This is a genomic window from Herpetosiphonaceae bacterium, assembly GCA_036374795.1.
Lineage (GTDB): Bacteria > Chloroflexota > Chloroflexia > Chloroflexales > Kallotenuaceae > LB3-1.
Genome location: DASUTC010000293.1, coordinates 1 through 21,346 on the forward strand (window position 1 = coordinate 1; position 21,346 = coordinate 21,346).

At 62.3% G+C, this 21,346-nt stretch carries 6 protein-coding genes; 4 read left to right on the forward strand and 2 right to left on the reverse strand.

Features of this window, described 5'->3' with window-relative positions:
- On the reverse strand, nucleotides 1-9,185 hold a 9,185-nt coding region (locus VFZ66_22950; GenBank protein HEX6292064.1), incomplete at its 3' end, for an amino acid adenylation domain-containing protein.
- Nucleotides 9,186-9,233: 48 nt separating this feature from the next.
- Nucleotides 9,234-14,633 carry an amino acid adenylation domain-containing protein gene (locus VFZ66_22955; GenBank protein ID HEX6292065.1) on the reverse strand — a complete coding sequence of 1,800 codons (5,400 nt, stop codon included), beginning with the start codon at nucleotides 14,631-14,633 and terminating at the stop codon, nucleotides 9,234-9,236.
- A gap of 1,891 nt (nucleotides 14,634-16,524) precedes the next feature.
- Here VFZ66_22955 and VFZ66_22960 point away from each other — a divergent pair.
- The 4 genes from VFZ66_22960 to VFZ66_22975 form a co-directional block, all read left to right on the forward strand.
- On the forward strand, nucleotides 16,525-18,327 hold the full coding sequence (locus tag VFZ66_22960; GenBank protein HEX6292066.1) for an efflux RND transporter periplasmic adaptor subunit: 1,803 nt from the start codon (nucleotides 16,525-16,527) through the stop codon (nucleotides 18,325-18,327).
- 180 nt (nucleotides 18,328-18,507) lie between these two features.
- Nucleotides 18,508-19,221 carry an ABC transporter ATP-binding protein gene (locus VFZ66_22965; protein HEX6292067.1) on the forward strand — a complete coding sequence of 238 codons (714 nt, stop codon included), beginning with the start codon at nucleotides 18,508-18,510 and terminating at the stop codon, nucleotides 19,219-19,221.
- Nucleotides 19,208-20,524 carry an ABC transporter permease gene (locus tag VFZ66_22970; protein ID HEX6292068.1) on the forward strand — a complete coding sequence of 439 codons (1,317 nt, stop codon included), beginning with the start codon at nucleotides 19,208-19,210 and terminating at the stop codon, nucleotides 20,522-20,524. Before VFZ66_22965 ends, VFZ66_22970 begins: the two co-directional genes overlap by 14 nt.
- 278 nt (nucleotides 20,525-20,802) lie before the next feature.
- On the forward strand, nucleotides 20,803-21,346 hold a 544-nt coding region (locus VFZ66_22975), incomplete at its 3' end, for a DUF5666 domain-containing protein (GenBank protein HEX6292069.1).

Consider the following 21,346-nt stretch of genomic DNA (forward strand, 5'->3'; position numbering starts at 1 on the left):
TGCCGCTCCACCACCTGCGCCCACGCCGCCATGAATGCCGCCCGATCCAGCCCGCCCCGTAGCGTCGACACCAACTGCTCGACATACACCCCCGTGCCCGCCTCGTACAGCGTGTGGTAGAGCATCCCCTGTTGCAGCGCCGTCAGCCGGTAGAGCGTCTCGATTGCCGGGCTGCCGCCCACCACCCGATCCAGCGCCGCCTGGTCCAGCCCCGCCAGCGGGAAATCCGACGGCGTGTAGCCGCCCGCCTCCGCTGACAGGCAGTGCGCGATCAGCGCCCGCAGCGCCTGGAGATAGGCCTCCGCCAGCGCGGCGATCGTGGATGGCTCGTGCACCTGGCGGCTGTAGCTCCAGCGCATTTCGAGCGCGCCATCGACGACCAGGCCGGTGACATCGAGCAGATGGCTGCGCGGGGTCTGCGCGCTGACCTCTGGGCCAAGCGTCGTGGTGGTGCGGCGCAGCAGGCCGCCCGCGCTCGGCGGCGTCAGTTGGCCGAGGTAGTTGAAGCGGACCTCGACCGGGGTGGCCGTGCGCAGGGCAGCGGTGTCCTCGCTCGTGTTCAGATAGCGCAGCAGGCCATAGCTCAGGCCGCGCTGGGGCACCGCGCGCAGGGCTTCTTTGACGGTCGTGAGCGCCGCGCCGGGGGCGGTCACAGCGCGCAGATCGAGCAGCACCGGGTAGAGCGCGGTGAACCAGCCGACGGTGCGGGCGAGGTCGACCTCGGCGAAGAGGTCTTCGCGGCCATGACCTTCGAGATCGAGGCGCAGGCGGCGCTCACCGGTCCAGGGGGCGAGCGCCTCGACCAGAGCGGTGAGCAGCACGTCGGTGATCTGGGTATGATAGACCGGGGGCACGTCGTGGAGCAGGGCAGCGGTGTCGGCAGGGCTGAGGCGGACGGTCAAATGCTGGACCGTCGCCAGGGTGTTGGCGCCGCCGGGGAAGTCGACGGGCAGCGGGGGCAGGAGCGGCTGCGTGACGGTACACCAGCCGGGCAGATGAGCACGCAGGGCGGGGGTCTGCGCGGCGGCGAGGAGGCGCTGCGCCCAGTGCTGGAAGGCGGTGGTCTTGGGCGGCAGCGCGACGGGGCGGCCTTGCTGGAGCTGGGTATAGGCGGTGCGCAGGTCGTCGAGGAGGATGGCCCAGGACACCCAATCGACGGCGAGGTGATGGACGACGAGCAGGAGGCGCTGCGGCTGCGTGGGACCGCAGGTGATCAGCGCCGCCCGCAGCAGCGGCCCCCGCGTGATGTTCAGGCTCGCCTGTACGGCCTCCGCTTCGACCTGGATCATCCGCTCCCGCTCATCGGGATCGCACGCTGAGAGATCGATCGAAGCAACGATCGCCTGCTCTTCGATCCCGGCGTTCTCCTGGTGCCAGCCCGCGTCGGTGGCATGAAAGCGCAGCCGCAGCGCGTCGTGGTGCGCCAGGAGGTGCTGTAGCGCCTGTGCGAGCAGCGCCGGATCAAGCGCTTCCTCGGCTTCGAGCACGATCGACTGGTTGAAGTGATGCACATCCGGCAGGTTCCGCTCGAAGAACCAGCGTTGAATCGGCGTCAGCGGCACATCGCCCGTCACCATGCCCTGCTCGGCTACTGTGGTCAGCACCGTATCGGCCACCGCCGCGAGTGTCGCGATTGTCTGATGTTGAAAGATCTGCTTGGGCGTGAGACTCAGCCCGGCCTGTCGCGCGCGCGCGATGATCTGAATACTGAGGATCGAGTCGCCGCCGACGCTGAAGAAATTGTCATGGATACCCACGCGCTCCAGGCGCAGCACATCCGCCCAGATGCGTGCCAGCGTCGACTCTGCCGGAGTGCGCGGCGCGACATACGTTTTGTCGAGATCGCCCCGATGATAGTCGGGAGCGGGCAGCGCTTTGCGGTTGACCTTGCCGTTGGGCGTCAGCGGCAGCGCATCCAGCACCATGAACGCGGTCGGCACCATGTACTCCGGCAGCCGCTCCTTCAAGTAGGCGCGCAGGTCGGCGTGCAGGCTCTCACCTCCGGACACCTCACCTACCGAAGTGAGAGCGGGGGAAGAAATGGTGGGGGGCGCCCCCACACCCCCGCCCTGCGCTGCGCTCGGCACGACATACGCCACCAGCCGCTTCTCGCCAGGAACATCTTCACGCGCCAGCACGACGACATCGCTCACCCCTGGATGCTGCGCCAGCGCCGCCTCGATCTCGCCCAGCTCGATGCGGAAGCCCCGAATCTTCACCTGCGCGTCCGTCCGGCCTACAAACTCGATCGCGCCGTCGGCGCGGTAGCGCACCACATCGCCCGTGCGGTACAATCGCCCGCCGGGACGGGTACCCTCTGGGCGGCGAAACGGATCGGGCACAAACTTTTCCGCCGTCAGCGCCGGACGATTGAGGTAGAACACGGCCAGTCCATCGCCGCCGACGTAGAGCTCGCCGGGCACGCCCACCGGCACCGGCTGGCCCTGATCGTCCAGCACGTAGAGCTGGGTGTTTGCCAGCGGGTAGCCGATCGGGATGGTGGTTGCGCCAGGCGGCACCTCCGTGATCTCGAACCACGATGCAAACGTCGTGCTCTCGGTCGGGCCATACACATGCAGCAGCCGACGCGGCCCTCCCGCATGCAGCACCAGCGCCACCGAGCGCGGATCGACCGCCTCGCCGCCGAAGAGCACCGCGCGCATGGGAGCAAACGCCTGTGGTGTTTCGCGCGCGATCTGGTTGAAGAGCGCCGTCGTCAGGAAAAGCACGTCGATGCGATACGCGCGGATATGATCGGCAAGCGCCTGCGGCGAGAGCAGCACCTCGCGGGGCACGCCAATCAGGCGCGCGCCGTGGATCAGCGCGCCCCACAGCTCAAACGTCGCCGCGTCGAACGAGGTATTCGAGGCCAGCGCGATCCCGTCCTCCGCCGTCACCTGGACATAGTTGGTGCCGCAGACCAGGCGGGTGATCGCGCGATGGGGAATGCCGATGCCCTTCGGCTGGCCGGTCGATCCCGACGTGTAGATCAGATAGGCCAGATCCTCGCCGGTCGTGTGGTTGGCCGGATCACTGGCGGGCTTCGCCGCCAGCACCTCGGCCTCCGTATCGAGGCAGATAAGCCGCGCATCGTGGGGCGGCAGACTCGCGGCCAGATCGGCGACGGTGATCAGCACGGGCGTCGCGGTATCTTCGAGCATGAACTGGATGCGCTCGTGAGGATAGCTCGGATCGAGCGGCACGTACGCGCCGCCTGCCTTCAAGATGCCGAGCACTGCGACGACAAACGTCAGCGAGCGCTCAAGGCAGATGCCGACGGGCGTACCTGCGCCGACGCCCAGCGATTGCAGGTAGTGCGCAAGCTGATTGGCGCGGCGATTCAGCTCAGCGTAGGTGCAGTGCTCGTCGGGGAAGATCACTGCGACCGCATCCGGCGTGCGCGCGGCCTGCTCCGCCACGAGCACATGCACGGCCCGATCCTGGGGGTAGGGCGTCGCGGGCGGGTTCCAGGCCATGAGCTGCTGGCGCTCGGACTCCGTCACCAGCGGCAGCGCGGCCAGACGGTGATCGGGATTGGCGGCGATGCCTTCGAGCAGCGTCGTGAAGTGCGCCAGCATCCGGCGGATCGTCGTCGCGTCGAACAGGTCGGTGCTGTACTCAAGCGCGCCGACCAGGCCCGAAGGCGTTTCCACGAGGTCCAGGCTCATATCGAACTTGGCCGTGCCGTACGCGACCCGCTGCGGCTGGACCGTCACGTTCGTCAGTTGCAGTGGAGCCATCGGCGCGTTTTGCAGCGCGAACATCACCTGGAACAGCGGGTTATGGCTCAGATCGCGCACCGGCTGTACGGCATCGACCACCTGCTCGAACGGCACGTCCTGGTTGGCAAACGCCCCAAGCACCACCTCGCGCACGCGCCGCAGCACCTCACGGAACGCCGGATTGCCTGAGAGATCGGTGCGCACCACCTGCGTATTGACGAAGTAGCCGATCAGCCCTTGCGTCTCCTGCCGCGTGCGGTTGGCGCTTGGAATACCAACCGCAATATCGCTCTGGTGGCTGTAGCGGCTGAGGAGCACCTGCCAGGCTGCCAGCAGTGTCATAAACAGCGTCACGCCTTCCCGCCGACTCAGCGCGATCAATCCTTCGCCGACAGCGAGCGGCAGCGTAAACGCCTCGCTCTGGCCCTCGTTCGAGGGCAGCGCCGGACGCGGTCGATCCGTCGGCAGGCTGAGCACGGGCACATCCGCTAGCTGCTGTTTCCAGTAGGCAAGCTGCGCGCTGAGCGCCTCGCCGCGTAGCCACTCATGCTGCCATGCCGCGTAGTCGGCGTATTGAATCGGCAGAGCGGGCAGACCATGCGCGTCGGGCGTTCCCCGCACCGCCGCGTCGTAGAGCGCGCTCAGCTCGCTCATGAACACGCTCATCGACCAGCCATCGCTGACGATGTGATGCATGGTCAGGATCAGATCATGCGTCCGGTCGTCCAGCCGCAGCAGCGCCGCCCGGAACAGCGGCCCGCGCGCCAGATCGAAGCGGCTGCGCGCCTCGTCGGTCGCCAGCCGCCCGGCAGCCGCGTCGCGCTCATGGTCCGGAGACGATTGCAGGTCGATCAGCCGCAGCGGCACATGCAGCGTCGGCACGATGATCTGCACCGGCTGTCCGGCCTCGGCGGGCGTTCCCAGCGCAAAGGTCGTGCGCAGCGACTCATGCCGCGCGACGATCGTATTCAGGCTGCGCTCAAGCGCCTCCACGTCGAGCGCGCCGGTCAGGCGAAAGGCCAGCGGCACGTTGTAGGCAATTCCGTCGGGCTGAAGCTGATCGATGAACCAGAGCCGCTGCTGCGCAAACGACAGCGGCAGCGGCTCGCTTCCGTCGCGCGGGATCGCCCGGATCGGCATCAGCGTGCTGCGCGGCGCTGGCTGTTCCGGCTGCGGGCGCCGATAGCTCAGCCGCTCGGCCAGATCCCACGTCAGATCGCCTAAGAAATCCTCGCTATAGTGCTGCTTCCAGCGCTCGCTGATGCTGGCATCGATGCCGCGATGCTGGTGAAACTTGACATCGCCGACCATCTTGCTCATCGCATGGATGCCGTCGGTCATGCGCTGCTTCTTGTCTTTGTAGGGCTGAGCCATGTCGGGGTGGAAATCCAGGCCCAGGAAGCGGCAGATTCCCTCCAGAATCTCCTGCGGCTGCGCGGTCAGGTCCTCGAAGCGGATGCGGTATTGCCGCTCTGCCGGAATCTCTTTCAAAAACTCAAGGATATTTTGCTGACAGACCAGCCAGATCAGCTCGGCCAGCGTGCGCGTCGGGAAGGCGTGCGGGTGGCGGAAGAAGACCTGATCGAGCTTGGCGTCCTCGAAGGAGCGGATCATGCCGTAGGGATGCCGCAGCAGATGAATGTACAGCGGCTGCTCGAAGTCCGCCTCCATGCGCTTGAGGATCTCAAGGTCGAGCGCGTACGATGGCGTTTTATCCACCAGGATGCGGTCGTCAAGCCAGGATTGCATCAGGCTATAAAATTCTTGAACCGTGAGCTGCTGCGCCTCGTACTCGGCCATCAGGCGCTCGGCGGTTGATCCGTCGCAGCCTTTGAGCGCCATGATCGCCCGCAGCGTGCCCTCAAGCCAGAATCGATCGCGGCCCGTGAAGGCTGTTTTCCGCTCGGCCAGCGTGTTGAACGAAAGCAGCTCCAGCTCAGGCGGCGCGAACAGCCGGGGATGGCCCGACAGCATCACGCGCAGCAGGGTCGAGCCCGATCGCGGCGGCGAGAGCAGGAACACCGCGCGCTGGTTTTTGGGGCGCGCGCTGCCCGCAGGTCGCGGCGGCAGCGGCACGATCACCTGCCGCATCTCAGCGAGCATCGCGGCGTCTACGCTGGGCGAAGCCGCTTCCGCCTCCGCCGAATCTTCGCCCACGACCTCGGTGCCGCACACGCGCGCCACGGCCTGCGGAGTATGCTTCGTGAGGTAGGCCGCCAGCTCTGCCACGGTCGGCGCGTCGAAGACCGCCACGACATAGACGACTTCGCTCAGCGCTTCCTGAAGCTTGTTGATGAAGATCGCCGCCTGGATCGAGTTGCCGCCCAGCTCGAAGAAATCGTCGTGAATACCAACCGCTTCCAGGCCGAGCACATCCTGCCACATTCCGGCAAGCAACTGCTCCAGCGGCGTCCTCGGCGCGACAAAGGCTTTTTCAAGATCGGGCCGGGCCTGATCGGGCGCGGGCAGGGCCTTGCGATCGACCTTGCCGTTAGGCGTCAGCGGCAGCGCTCCTAAGAACGCAAACGCCGACGGCACCATATAGTCGGGCACCGCCGTCTGGAGGAACCTCCGTAGATCGTTCACGGTCGGCGCGCGTTCGGGATTGGGTACCACGTACGCTACCAGCCGCTTGTCGCCGGGGGTGTCCTCGCGCGCCATCACCACCGTCTCCAGAACGGCCTCATGTCGGCTCAGCACCGCCTCGATCTCGGCAACCTCGATGCGGAAGCCGCGAATCTTGACCTGGTCGTCGGTCCGGCCCAAAAATTCGATCGCGCCGTCCGGTAGGTAGCGCGCCAGGTCGCCGCTGCGATACCAGCGCTGCCCATCGATCTCGACATACTTGGCGGCGGTCAGATCGGGCCGATTCAAGTAGCCGCGCGTCACGCCCGCCCCGCCGATGTAGAGCTCGCCCGCGACGCCGATCGGCACAAGCTGGCGATGAGCGTCGTACAGCCGTACGTACATGTTGGGCAGCGGATAGCCGATCATCTGGCGCGCAGGCCGCCGATCGCGTGGCACCGCATAGCTTGTGCAGATGATCGTGCCTTCGGTGGGGCCGTACAGCACCACCAGCTTCGTTTCGGGAAAGGCCGCCTGCGCATCCGCAAGCAGCTCAGGCGGCACCGCGTCGCCGCCAACGCAGATCAGGCGTAGCCGCGTCGCGACCGCCCCGCTGGCAGCCTCCGCGGCGACGGTCTGGACGATCTGCCGCAGCAGACTCGGCACGGCGTGCAGCACAGTCCACTCGGCAAGACCCTCAAGCAATCGCGTTCCATCCAGCGCCTGATGCTGGCCGATCACCACCGTCGTGCCGCCCGCCAGCAGCGGGTTGAACAGCTCGAACAGGGCGATGTCGAAGGCCGCCGATGCGATCCACGGCTGTACGTCCGTCGCCTGGTAGTCAAACGTCTCCTGGCTGGCATGTAGCACGTTCAGCAGGTTGCGATGCTCCACCAGCACCGCCTTCGGACGGCCCGTGGTGCCTGAGGTGTAGATCAGGTAGGCCAGCGTATCGGGCATGATCTGAACCGGCAGGCTCGCCGCGCTCTCCCTGGTCCACGCTGCGGCATCGGCGTCGAGACAGACGACCTGCGCCGTGTGATCGGGAAGATCGCCGAGTAGGCGCTCCTGTGTCACCAGCACCGCCGCCCGCGAGTCCTCAAGCATGAACTGAAGCCGGTCGCTGGGATAGGCCGGATCGAGCGGCACGTACGCGCCGCCGGACTTGAGAATACCCAGCAGGCCGACCACTAGATCGATCCCACGCTCCAGGCAGAGGCCAACCCGTACCTCAGGACCAACGCCAAGCGCTTGCAGATGACGCGCCAGTTGATTCGTCCGAGCGTCCAGCTCCTCGTAGGTCATCTGCCGATCGTCAAAGCGCAGCGCGACGGCCCTAGGCGTGCGCGCGGCCTGCGCCTCGAAAAGCTGCGGCACGCATCCATCCGTGGGATAGGCCCGGATCGTCGCGTTCAAGACACGAAGCTGCTGCTGCTCGTCAGCGGTCAGCAGCGGCAGGTCATGCAGCGGCAGATCGGGCTGCGCGACGATGCCCGCCAGCAACGTCTGGAAATGCTTCAGCATCCGCTCGATCGTCGCCGACTCGAACAGGTCGCTGCTGTAGCCGATCACGCCAGCCAGGCCGCTCGCCGTCTCCTCGACCGACAGGATCAGGTCGAACTTGACGGTGTTGTACTCGATCGGCAGCGGCTCGACGCTCAGCCCCGGAAGCGTTGGCGGCGCGATGGTCGCGTTCTGAAGCACGAACATCACCTGGAAGAGCGGATGGCGGCTCAGGTCGCGCGAGGATTGGACAGCCTCGACGACGCGCTCGAAGGGTAGCTCCTGGTGCGTGAACGCATCCAGCGATACCTCGCGAACCCGCTGCAGCGCATCGCGGAAGGTTGCCGCGCCCGAAAGATCGGTGCGGATCGTCAGCATGTTGATGAAGAAGCCAATCAGCGGCTCGATCTCGCTGCGGGTGCGGTTCGCCACGGGCGTGCCGACGACAATATCGTCCTGGCCGCTGTAGCGGCTGAGGAGCACCTGCCACGCCGCCAGCAACGTCATGAACAGCGTCGCGCCTTCGCTGCGGCTCAAGGCTTGCAGGCCCTCGCTCAGCTCAGGCGAGAGCGTAAAGTCGAGCCGCGCGCCGCGAAACATAGGAATCGGCGGACGGGCATGGTCGGCTGCCAGGTTGAGCGTCGGCAGATCGGCCAGACGTGAGCGCCAGTAGTCAAGCTCTTTGTCCAGCGCCGCGCCCTGGAGCGATTGGCGCTGCCAGATCGCGTAGTCGGCGTACTGGATCGGCATGTGTGGGAGCTGCGGCTCGTCGCCGGGCTGGCGATTCGTCTGGCTATACGCCGCGTAGAATGCGCTCAGCTCGCTCATGAACACATTCAGCGACCACGCATCCGCGACGATGTGATGCATGGTCAGGATCAAGATCGACGCCTGCGCGTCCAGGTGCAGCAGCACCGCTCGCAGCAGCGGCCCGCGCTGAAGATCGAAAGGCCGCCGGATTTCCTCGATCAGGTGTCGCTGCGCCTCGGCCTCGCGCTCCTCGGCTGGCACGGGCCGCAGATCGATCGTGTGCAGCGGTATATCCTGTGATGGAGCGATGACCTGAATGGGCTGTCCGTTCTCGGTGGCAAAGGTTGTGCGTAGCACCTCGTGGCGCGCCACAATGCCGTTCAAGCTCTGCTCAAGCGCGGCGCGATCCAGAGCGCCCATCAGACGCAAGGCACAGGGAACGTTGTAGGCCGGACTCTCCGGTTGCAGACGGTCCAGAAACCAGAGCCGCTGCTGCGCAAACGACAGCGCGCATGGCTCGCTCTCGGTGCGGCGCGGTATCGCCTGTGCCTGCGGAGCAGCTACGCCTTTTTTCTTCAGCAGCAGCTCGAACAGTTTACGCTTCTCGGCTGATAGGGCATCTGTATTGTTAGAAGCATCGCTCATTGTGGTCGCACTCCAAGGACGTTGAGTAGATCACGGGTCTGCCGGGGCTCAGCTTTGGCTTGAGAGCATCGCTCTGACCTCATCCTCCGAAAGCTGCTCAAGCTGCTGGTACAGCGTGGCGATCTCGTTGAGCGCCTGGGGGCCTTCAGGATCGCCCCATAGCTCAGCCATCGTTTCAACCAGGCCCGCGATCGTCGGGCTGTCAAACAGGCTCCGCACGGAAACTTTGATCTGGAAAACATCATGCAGCCGCACGAGCGCCTGCGTTGCCAGCAGCGAATTGCCGCCGAGATCGAAGAAGTTGTCGGTGACGCCGACTCGCTCGACGTGCAGCAGCCGCGACCAGATCTGTGCCACGACCTCTTCTGCAGGTGTGCGCGGCGCGACGAATGTCGCCTGCGATGTGATGCTGCTGGAGTCCGGCGCGGGCAGCGCTTTGCGATTGAGCTTGCCGTTGACCGTGAGCGGCAGCGCGTCGAGGAAGACGAACGCCGAGGGCACCATGTAGTCGGGCAGGCCCGATCCCAGGAGCGCGCGGAGTTCCTGGGGAGAACAAAGAACAGAGAACAAAGAACAAGAATCATCCGCAGGGCCGTTCTCAGTTCTTTGTTCTTTGTTCCGTTGTTCTTTGTTTGTTACCACATACGCGACCAGCCGCTCCTCGCGCACGACGACCACCGCATCTTGCACGGCCTCGTGCTGCCGCAGCACGGCCTCGATCTCGCCAAGCTCGATGCGGAAGCCGCGAATCTTGACCTGCTGGTCGATCCGCCCCAGGTACTCGATGTCGCCGTTTGCGAGGTGCCGCGCCAGATCCCCGGAGCGGTACAGCCGCGCGCCGGGCCGGGTGCCCTCTGGCCGACTGAACGGATCGGGCACGAAGCGCTCAGCGGTCAATGCGGGGCGATTCAAGTAGCCCCGCGCCACACCCGCTCCGCCGACATAGATCTCACCGGCTACGCCAATCGGCACGGGCTGTAGCTGGGCGTCCAGCACATAGAGCTGCAAGTCGGGGATCGGGCCGCCGATCACGCTGCCCGCGCTGCCATACGCATCCGCCGCGCTCACCGGGCGATACGTCACATGGACCGTGGTTTCGGTGATGCCGTACATATTCACCAGCAGCGGCTGCCGGTCGCTATGACGCTCGTACCAGGGCTGGAGGCTGGCGAGATTCAGGGCCTCGCCGCCGAAGATGACATAACGCAGCGCCAGATCATGCAGCCGCTCGGCCAGCGTCTCGGCCTGGATGAACTGGCGAAAGGCCGAGGGCGTCTGGTTCAGCACCGTCACCTGCTCCCTGCCGACGAGATCGTAGAATGCCTCAGGTGAGCGGCTGACCCAGTAGGGCACGACCACGAGCCTGCCGCCGTAGCACAGCGCGCCCCACAGCTCCCAGACGGAGAAATCGAAGGCGATCGAGTGGAAGAGCGTCCAGACATCCTGCGCGCCAAAGTGGAACCAATCATCAGTCGCAGCCAGCAGCCGCAGCACGTTCGCGTGCGTCACAAGCACGCCCTTGGGCCGTCCGGTCGAGCCGGAGGTGTAGATCACATACGCCAGATTGCCCGGCGCTGTCTCACTCACCGGATTGTGCGCGCTTTCCTGGGCGATCTGCTGCCATTCGGTATCGAGACAGACCACCTGTGCCGTCTGTCCCGCCAGATGTTGGCTGAGGTCCTGCTGCGTGAGCACCACCGATACCTGGGCATCGTCGAGCATGAACTGAAGGCGGTCGAGAGGATAGGATCGATCGATCGGCACGTACGCGCCGCCTGCCTTGAGGATACCCAGCACGCCGATCACCATCTCTAGCGAGCGCTCCACGTACAGCCCAACCCGCGCCTCAGGGCCGGTGCCCTGCTTCCGTAGATAGTGCGCAAGCTGGTTGGCGCGCGCGTTCAATGCCCCGTAGGTCAGACGTTGATTTTCGTAGACCAGGGCGACCGCCTCCGGTTGCCGCGCCGCGTGCTCTTCGACCAGTTCATGAATGCAGCGCTCGACCGCGTATGTAGGCTCCGTGAGATCCGATAATCGTAATAATCGCTCACGCTCGGTCGCCGTCAGCAGCGGCAGATCGGCGATCCGGCATGTCGGCTCGGCGACGATCCCATGCAGCAGCGTCTGGAAGTGACCGGCCAGACGCTCGATCGTTTCTCGCTCAAAGAGCGCCGTGCAAAACTCTATATGACCGCTCAGACCAGCCGCCGTTTCTTCCAGGGTTAGCGTCAGATCGAACTTGCTGCTTGTGCTCGGCAGGTTGAAGCGCTGCACCGTCACATCGGGTAGCGCCAGCGGCGACAGCGGCTCGTTCTGAAGCACGAACATCACCTGGAAGAGCGGATGGCGGCTCAGGTCGCGCTCCGGCTGCACGGCATCGACGACCTGCTCGAAGGGCACGTCCTGATGCGCGTATGCCCCGACGGCTACCTCGCGCACATGCCGCAGCAGATCGCGGAAAGTCCAGCTCATCTCAAAGCGCGATCGGATCACCAGCGTATTGACAAAGAAGCCGATCAGCCCCTCGATCTGCTGGCGCGTCCGGTTGGCGATCGGCGTGCCGACGGCAATGTCAGTCTGGTAGGTATAGCGCGCCAGCATGACTTGAAATGTCGACAGCAAGGTCATGAAGAGCGTCACGCCTTCGCGCTGGCTGAACGTCGCCAGCTCGGCGCTGAGCGCGGCAGGCAGCGTGAAGACCAGGCTGGCACCCTCCGGCGAGGAAATAGCCGGTCGTGGATGGTCGGTCGGTAGCTCTAGCGCCGTGAGATCGGCCAGTTGTTGCCGCCAGTAGTCAAGCTCCGCTTGGAGAACGCCCGCCTGGAGATAGTCGCGCTGCCACACGCTATAGTCAGCATACTGGATCGGCAGATCCGGCAATACCACGGGCGTCTTCGCAATCGCGCTGCGGTAGTAGGCGCTTAGCTCGCGGCAGAGCACGCCCCAGCTCCACCCATCGGAGATGATATGGTGCGCGCACAGCAGCAGCACGTGCTCGTCGGCGGATAGCCGGAAGAGGGTCGCTCGAAATAGCGGCCCATCGGCCAGATCGAACCGTCGCTCAAGCTCCTGATGCGCCCGTTGCACCAGCGCTGCCTCGCGCTGCTCTGCCACGATCTGCCGAAGATCGACCGGCGAAAGCGCTAGCCGCTGCGCAGGCCCGATCATCTGGACGGCTTCGCTGCCGTGGATCGGAAATGTTGTCCGCAGCGTTTCATGGCGGCGCACGATCGCGTTGAGTCCGTCCTCAAGCACCGCCACATCTACTGCCCCGATCAGGCGCAGCATCAGAACATCGTTGTACGCCACGCTCTCCGACTGTAGCTGGTCGAGGAACCATAGCCGCTGCTGGGCGAACGACAGCGGAAAGCTGGTCGTCGGCTCCTGACGCGGTAGCGCCAGGATCGGCTGTGTGTGGTCGGCGCTGCCTGCCTGCTCGCCTCGCGCCCGCTCGATCAGCGCATGCAGCTCGGCGACGGTCGGCGCTTCAAAGAGCGCGCCCTGCGAAAGCGCGACGTTGAACGTATCGCGCACGCGGGACAGCAGCCGGGTGCCTAGCAGCGATTGGCCGCCCAGGCTAAAGAAGTTGTCGTGGATACCAACCCGATCAAGGCTCAGCACGTCGGCCCAGATGCGGCTCAGCCGCTCCTCGGCGGCGTATCGCGGCGCGACGAAAGCGCCGTCCAGGTCGTCGCGGGTGCGGCGCTGTCGCTCCTCGATCGCCCGGTGGATCTGCTCGGCGCTATGCAAGTCTGCCGCGATACGCTGCATCAGCGAGGTTTTCGTCCGCAGTGTCGCGATTGGCTGCCGCGCAGGCTGAAGCATATCCGTAGGCTCGATCAGCACATCTCGCTGTGGAGCAAGCTGCACCGTGGTCAGTCGGCTGGCGATCGTTTCCGCGCCGTCGCTTGGGAAATCGAATGCGGCTCCGTCGGCGGTCTGAGTCTTGAACTCCCCGCCGATGCTCTCCAGAAAATCGCGGGCCGGCTGGTTTTTCTTCGTGGTGACGTAGTGCAGCCTGACTGTGCTCAGGCCGCGCTCCTGCGCAAGCTGGCCGAGTCGCGCCAGCATCTGGTGCTCGACGCGCTTGCCCAGCACCCGGCAGCTCAGCAGCAACGTATCTACGACAAGCGCGGCGGCTTCGGTCTTGAACAAGATCACGCCGACCAGGCCATAGTCGCCGAAGCGATCGGAAACTTCGACAACCAGGCACTCGCCCGCCCCCGACCGGCAAAACGCTTGGATTTCACCCTCGGAGCGCCGGATCGTCGTCAGGTTGAACTGGTTGGTACGCTGGGTGAGCTGCGCGACACGCGGGAGCGCCTGGGCCGTCAGCGGCGAGATCTCGATCTTGAGCGCAAGATCGACCAGGAAATCTTCGAGCGTCAGCGCGGCAGTACGGGCGCGCTCACGAGCGATGTTCTGCTTGTAAAGATCCGTGCGTTTCGCATCCTCCGCCGTGATCTTCAAGCGATCGAAGGCCCAAACATGATTCAGAAATTGCGGGATCTGGCTGGGGTCTTCAGGAAGCTGTAACGTCAGCACATCTGGACAGTGCGCCTGTACTTCGGCGCACTCCAGCGGGTTATCGTCGATAAAGATAAAGCTATCAAGGCCAAGCTGTAGCTCCTCAGCTAATGCCTTGAGATTCTCCGATTTCGCCGTCCAGTTGATCCGCCAGCTAACGATATGCTCGCGTGTCAGCAGCATATCGCCGCGCTGCTCGAAGACTTCGACCACGTCGTCTTCATTGTTTTTGCTGCACAAACAGATCAGCATGCCTGCATCGTGCAGCGCAACCACGAATCGTTGCAGCGCGAGGCGGGCCTCGTCAAGCGTGATCCCAAGCGCCCCATCCTCGCCGCAGACGCCTTTCCATAATGTGTGATCACAGTCCAGAACGACGACTTTGTAGGGCGGGTGCTGGAAGGCATAGATTTTCCGAGCGATGGTCGTTCCCAGCGCGGTGAAGAATACCGGGGTAAAGGGGATATGTCCGAGCTCGTCGCTATGCCGATCATAATAGTTTACAACCGGATAACGCGCCTGGATCTCGGCACCTGATAGCAGCCATACGTTACCGGCATCCGCCAGCTCGGCAAGCGCATACGCTTCCAGCTCATCACAGAGCGCTGCATAGCGCGCATCTGTGGTCGGCGTTGGAGGACACACACACACAAGAAAGCGCGCGGATGTGCGCTCCGCGACCGCTTTAAGGATGTGTACAAACTGTCGCGCGTTCTGCTCGATCGTCGTATAAAGATCGACGGTGCGTTCGTCCGCCAGCGCGCTGCCTTTTTCAAATTGCCGCCAGTCTTCCCATCGTATCAGCAGGAGGTTAACACCGTGGTGATTGCTCGCCAGCGCGCTCCCTGGATCGAGGAGTTGCTGAAATACCTGATTGTAAGGCGCGAATGCAATCTGGGCTGGAAGATCCAGCGTATCCATCCAAAAAGCGAGAACCTCCGCTAACGGCTCGGCTGTAAAAGTAGCTGTAACAACGATCTGCTGCGCCGCTCGGCTACGTTCGGTACTCGCATCAGGCGTATGTGGGTTAACGTTACTCGAAGGGTGTGCTTTATATGTATGTTCCTCAGGTGGATGAAACGTACTGCTGGACGAGAAACCACTCATCACCAACCTCTTCGGATTACTGCACGAAATATTCGGTAATCGGAATGTCGAGTATGCTCACATAATTGTGCTCTGTCCGACATGCATCGCTCGATTTGATCCCAATTCCAAAGCTGTATGGGTTATGTGTGTGCGCTAAGGTATTTAGTTGTCTCCCAAGTGATAGTGTCTATAACCACAGGAAGATACCAGAGTCAATGCTGATCCTGATCGCACTCACACACAATCGAGTCACGTATCGCGACTCTAAAGTAGCAACAAAGCACATCGTAGGGCTTTATTGTCCAGAGGACGAGTGATATGAGGCTGGTAACACAGCTCGTTGCTCAGCGGCACAGCGCATCATGATGCGCTGTCAATAGACAAGCAGAGCTAGAGAATTTATGGGCTGTCAGGAGCTAGATCGTCCGCGAACGTGAGATCTTTGTATGGCCTGAGCTTCGCCCACCGATCATCCGTGCTCATGCATGGAGTACGAACACACACGGCTGCTTCAATTAGGGCTGTAGAATACACACGGCGCGCTGTGGCTAGGGCATGTGCCTTACGCTGTGACGAAGCTAAAGAAATTTGTATGCTGCTGTCAAGGAATGCCCTGGCGCTGTGTGTCAGCTAATGATGGGAGATTGGGGTATACAAGTGACTCCTATATGATATCCAACAGGCTTGAATGTTGACCTGGTCAAGGAATGTGCATCCTGTTACGGTGGGCTATAAGGTTGTCATAAGAAGAAACCAATGATTGATGGTGTTGCTACTTGGTAGATGCTATCGGTTCAGGAATGAAGACATTGGTGGTTAAGACCGTCTTTCTGTACCTGATAATTGGATATTTTGCGCAAAAAACATCAGCAGTATTACTAATGCTGATTCTGCGCTGGATCAGAGTGTGATACTACTGAGCTATTTTTTTGATGTTGGATAAAGTATAAACAAAATTAATAGGCGTGTCAAGCATGAGTATGCATCGCCGCGACCCGTCGAAGTCGATCGGGTTCCAATGCTTTTCGGCGACCAGGATCAAGGAACTACCCAAGCATCCAGCAGCACAATAGTATAGAGCTATCTCTGGCGAGCGAGCCGTTGAACATGGGCTGTCGTTGGCGCTTTCCTCGCACAACGTGCGCTCGATTCGAGCCATGGGAGCTTGAGTCGGCCCGGTAGCCGCTGTCGAAATCGTGCCCGTATCCAATCTAACAGAAAGTCAACAAGATCTTCACAAGATCTTGATAGGTTTGTTGGTATCCTCCTAAATAGGAAAATGTGAACAGAGTCGGGTAAATGCCGTACTCACAATACGATTAATCAACCCACATCTGCAAATATATGTTGCAGGTTTATGGTACAACGCACAACGTGTGTATGAAATACGGCTGTACGACAACATCGATCAAGCCGATTTTCTGAAGATATGGTGGACCTAAGGCCCGCCTTAGGGTAGATAGTTCCGGCTGTCGTCGAAGCATTTCCCGTCGAAGCATTTCCAGAGGAGTGTAACGATATGAAGAACAGGTTGCCATTCAGCCGTAAGCAGGATAAAGCTCCCAAAGATCCAGCTCCTCGCCGCCGCCTGCGGCGCAGGCCGCTGATGGCCCTTGCCGCGGTCTTAGCAATAGTGCTGGCCGCTGCTTTATACTGGCGGCCCTGGCAGACCAATGCGAACGGTGAGGTCTCGACGATTCCTGTTGTCCGCGGAGATATCCAGGTGACGGTCGAGAGCAGCGGCACGGTCAAGCCAGCACAAAGCGTCGATCTATTCTTCCAGGCCGGGGGGCGCGTAAAGGACGTTGAGGTTGAGCAGAACCAGAAGGTGAAGGCAGGGCAGGTTCTTGCACGCCTGGATGATCGTGATCTGCGGCTTCAAGTTCAACAGGCAGAGGCAGATTTCCAGACCGCCGAAGCGAACTCAGAAGAAACCAAAGAAGGCTCGACGACGTCTGCGCAGGTTGCAGAGGCCCAGGCGGCGATCAGAGGTGCCGAGGCGCAGCTGCAGAAGGCGCGCACAGGCAACGTGACCGCCGCCGACATCGCGCAGGCCGAAGCTGTGGTCCGTCAGGCCGAGGCGCAGCTGCAGAAAGCCCGCTCCGGGCCAACATCCGACACTGTGAGCGCTGCCGAGACGGCGCTCAGGCAGGCTGAACAGAACTTGCAAAAAGTGTCTGCCAGCGCTTCTGCTGCAAAAACCACCGCTCAGCAAACCATGGAGAAAGCTGCCGATAGCGTGCGGTTGGCGCAGGAAGCCTACAGCAGCGCGTACTGGGATAACCAGCAGGCGCAGAGTGGTAAAGATCCGATGACCGGGCAGCCGTTCGTCAACGAGGATCAAGCAGCGGCCAAAAGGCGTGAGTATGAGGAGGCGCTGCGGAACGCTCAGCTTCAGCTGAGCCAGGCGGAGACGAGCCTTGAGCAGGCTAGAGTCGCCTACGAGAACGCGAAGCAGCAAGAGATCAACGATGTCGCGATAGCACAGGCGCAGGTCGATGATGCTCGTGTCAAGCTTGCCGAGGTCACGAAAGGCCCTAAGTCGCCAGACGTTGCCTCCGCACAGGCGCAGGTCGATCAGGCGCGCGCGCAGCTTGCCAAGCTCCGACAGGGCGGCACGGCGGCAGACATCGCTGCCGCGAAAGCCCAGGTCGATCAGGCGCGCGCGCAGCTTACCAAGCTTAAACAGGGTGGCACGCCCGCCGAGATCGCTGCCGCGAGGGCACAGGTCGATCAGCTCAAAGCCGGGCTGGAACAGCTACAATCTCCGGTTGCCGAGACGGATATTGAAAAAGCCGATGCAGGCGTGGCTCAGGCTGCCGCAAAGCTCGAAGCTGCCAAGCTCAAGCTCGATCAGGCCATCTTGGAAGCGCCGTTCGACGGTACGATCACCGCGCTCTCGGTAGTGCCCGGCGCGTATGTCAGCACCGGTGGCGCGGGCAACGCCGCATTCTCCCTGGTCGACCTATCATCGCTGCACCTGGACGTGAATTTGAGCGAGAGCGATGTCGCCCGCGTGCAGGTCGGTCAGACCGTTATCATCAGCTTTGATGCACTGCCGGAGCAAGGCTTTGAGGGCAAAGTCACCTCGATCGCGCCGACGGCCCAGGAGCAGAATAGCGTTGTCACCTATCTTGTGCGCGTCGATTTCGATGCCAAGGGCGCGGACATCAAGGTTGGCATGACCGCCAGCACAAGCTTCATCGTCGAGCAGAAGCAGGGCGTGATCCAGGTGCCGAATCGCGTGATCCAGTCGGTCGGTCCGGGCAAGACGATCCAGGTGCTCTATAAAGGCAAGCTGGAGACGGTCCGCGTCGAGACTGGTATTACCAACGGCACGGTGACTGAGATCGTGAAGTGTGTGGATACCGGTAAGCAGTGCTTGCAGCCAGGCGACCGCGTGGCGACGACGTCGCCCAACGAGGATACGCAGGGCGGCGCTGACCAGGGGAACTCACTGATCCAGATCGGACCTAATACTGGAGCGCGTCCGCAAGGCCCGCCGGTATCTCGGCCATTGCCTTAGTGTAGAATCAAGGCGCATGGTTGGGAACCAGCCGACTCGGTATCAGCACGGGGACAGTTGGGGGGTGTCCCTCAACCTCCCAGCCTGATGGTACACTACGTCGCGGAGCAGCCGCACAGCGACCGGCTGCTCCGCTCCCACCGGTAGCCTTCGAGAAGCGCTTCATTCAGCAGGAAGCCTATGAAAAGCATGATTCAGGTCCGCAATCTGGCGCGAACCTATGATATGGGCGACATTCAGGTTCACGCATTGCGCGGCGTCACGTTCGACATCCGGCAAGGGGAATTTGTCGCGATTATGGGACCGTCCGGCTCCGGTAAATCGACGCTCATGAACCTGCTCGGCTGCCTGGATACGCCCACGTCAGGCCAGTATATCTTGGATGGCGTGCCGGTAGAAAACCTGAATAAAGACCAGCTTGCAGCAGTACGTAGCCGCAAAATCGGCTTTGTCTTCCAGCAGTTTAACCTGCTCCCGCGCAATACGGCGCTTGAAAATGTCGGGCTGCCGCTGATCTACCAGGGCGAGCTTCATCCCAAGGAGCGCCGGGAACGTGCCGCGCGTGCGCTCAAAGCGGTAGGTCTGGAAGAGCGCATGGATCACCGACCACGTGAGCTTTCAGGCGGGCAGCAGCAGCGTGTCGCGATTGCCAGAGCGCTCGTAGCAGAGCCTGCGCTGCTATTGGCCGATGAGCCGACGGGCAACCTTGACTCACGGGCGAGCGAAGATATCATGCGGCTCTTCGGCGATCTCAACGCCCAGGGTATTACGGTTGTCTTGGTGACGCACGAGCAGGACATAGCCAATCACGCACACCGTATCCTGACGATCCGCGACGGCTTGTTGGCGAGCGATGTTGTGCGCGAGAAGGAAATGAGCTATGAGCACGTTTGATCAACCCTTATCCGGCACATACAACGAGCAGATCGAGGCGCTGATTCAGGCCAAAGGCATCAGCCTGACCGAAAGCACGCGGATCGCCTTCTCGACGTTGATGGCTAACAAGCTGCGCAGCTTGCTCACCGCGCTGGGCGTCATCATCGGCGTGGCTGCGGTCGTTGCGCTGCTGGCGATCGGCAAGGGAGCGCAAGAAGAAATTACCGAGTCGATCACCATCAACGGCGCAAACCTCCTGACCGTACGCTCCGGCTCGCTCAGCTCCGGTGGCTTCGGCAGCGAGGGCGGCAAATCGCGATCGTTGATCATGAACGACGTTGAGGCGCTATCGGACGCTGGCAGGAATCCGGCGATCACCAAGGTGTCGCCTGAGTATTCAAGCTTTGCCTCGATCATCGCCGGTGCGGCGAACACGTCGTCTATGGTGAGCGGCGTTACGCCGGTATATCAAGAAGTGCGCAACGCTCAGATCCACCAGGGCGAATTTATTAGCGAAACGCATGTCAGAAGCTCGATGAATGTCGCCGTGCTGGGCTCGCGGGTCGCGACAACGCTTTTTGGCACCGCCGATCCGGTCGGGCAATCGATCCGCATCGATGGGTTGAGCTTTCGAGTGATCGGGGTGCTCAAGCTCAAAGGCGGCAGCAGCTTCGGCTCGCTCGACGACGCGGTTCTCGTTCCGCTAACTGCGGCGCAAACCAAGCTGTTTGGCGCGCGCGACTCCGTCACAGGGAAGCACGCGCTCAGCTCGATCACCGTCCAGGCGTTCGATGAAAAAAGCATCAGCCAGGCAGCGCAGCAGATTGCGCTCACGCTTCGCGAAGAGCACGGGCTTCCGCCCGAAGGCGGGGCGGACGATTTCTCGATCGACAATCAGCAGGATCTGATCAACACGCTGACGGAGTCGCGTCGGACGATGACCATTTATCTGGGCGCGATTGCCACGATCTCGCTGATCGTCGGCGGCATTGGCATTATGAATATCATGCTCGTGTCGGTGAGAGAGCGAACCCGTGAGATCGGATTACGCAAAGCCATCGGCGCGCGCGAGCGTGATATTCTGACGCAGTTTCTAATCGAGGCGCTCACGCTGAGCACATGCGGCGGCTTGATCGGCCTCTTGCTTGGGGTGCTGGTCGCCGTGGTTGCGAACGAAACGGGCCAATCGCGCGCCTCACTGAGCGCTAGCTCAATGGTGCTGGCGGTGGGCTTTGCGATGGCGATCGGCTTATTCTTCGGGATCGAGCCCGCGCGGCGCGCGGCACGTCTCGATCCGATTGAAGCGCTGCGGAGCGACTAACGCTCGATCAGCGGCGCTCGATCTCTGGCCTCGATCGACCTTTAGAGGAGGTGGCAATCATCTCAACGTCTTGAATTGGCTATTTACCGTTTTTCGATTATTGTATGGAGGTATTCATGAAACCTAGACGGTTCTTGTTGGTTTGCGCGCTCCTGGCGCTTGGGCTCACCGCCTGCGGCCAGCCACAGAGCGGCGCAACCACCGGGCAAGGCAACTCTTCGGGCGGGTTCATCGCTGACCGAGGAGGCTCTCCAGCGCCAGAAGGAGCAACAGATAATATGAACCAGGGTTCTCAGATGATGGGCGTCATCGAAAAGGTCGACGGCAACTCTATTCAGCTGAAGCGTCCGATGCTCGGACAGACGGTGACGGTGCAGCTTGCGCCGAACGCAAAGATTTTGCAGCAGGGCGACGCACAGCCCAGCGAGATCCAGAAGGGCGATCAGGTAACGGTGTCGGGCGAGCAGCAGGGCGATGTGTACCAGGCAGGCTATGTGCAGGTCGGCTCGGCGGGCGCGCTTGGCGGCGGCCCGATGCAGGTCGGCGCGCCGACCGGCGGGGGAAACAACCAGCTCGAAAACAGCGGCGGCAGCACTGGAGCGGCGGCTGCGCTCACTGGAACCGTCGAGCAGGTGGATGGAACCAAGTTCACGGTGAAGAGCAGCGACGGCAAGACGACCACGGTGCAGCTTAAAGCGGATGCTCAGATCAGAAAGCAGAAAGAGTTCGGCCCGGAGGTACTCGAAGTTGGCAAGTTCGTGATTGCCAAAGGCGAGCAGAAGGGCAGCACCTTTGAAATCACGGAGATGGAAGTTCTTCCTC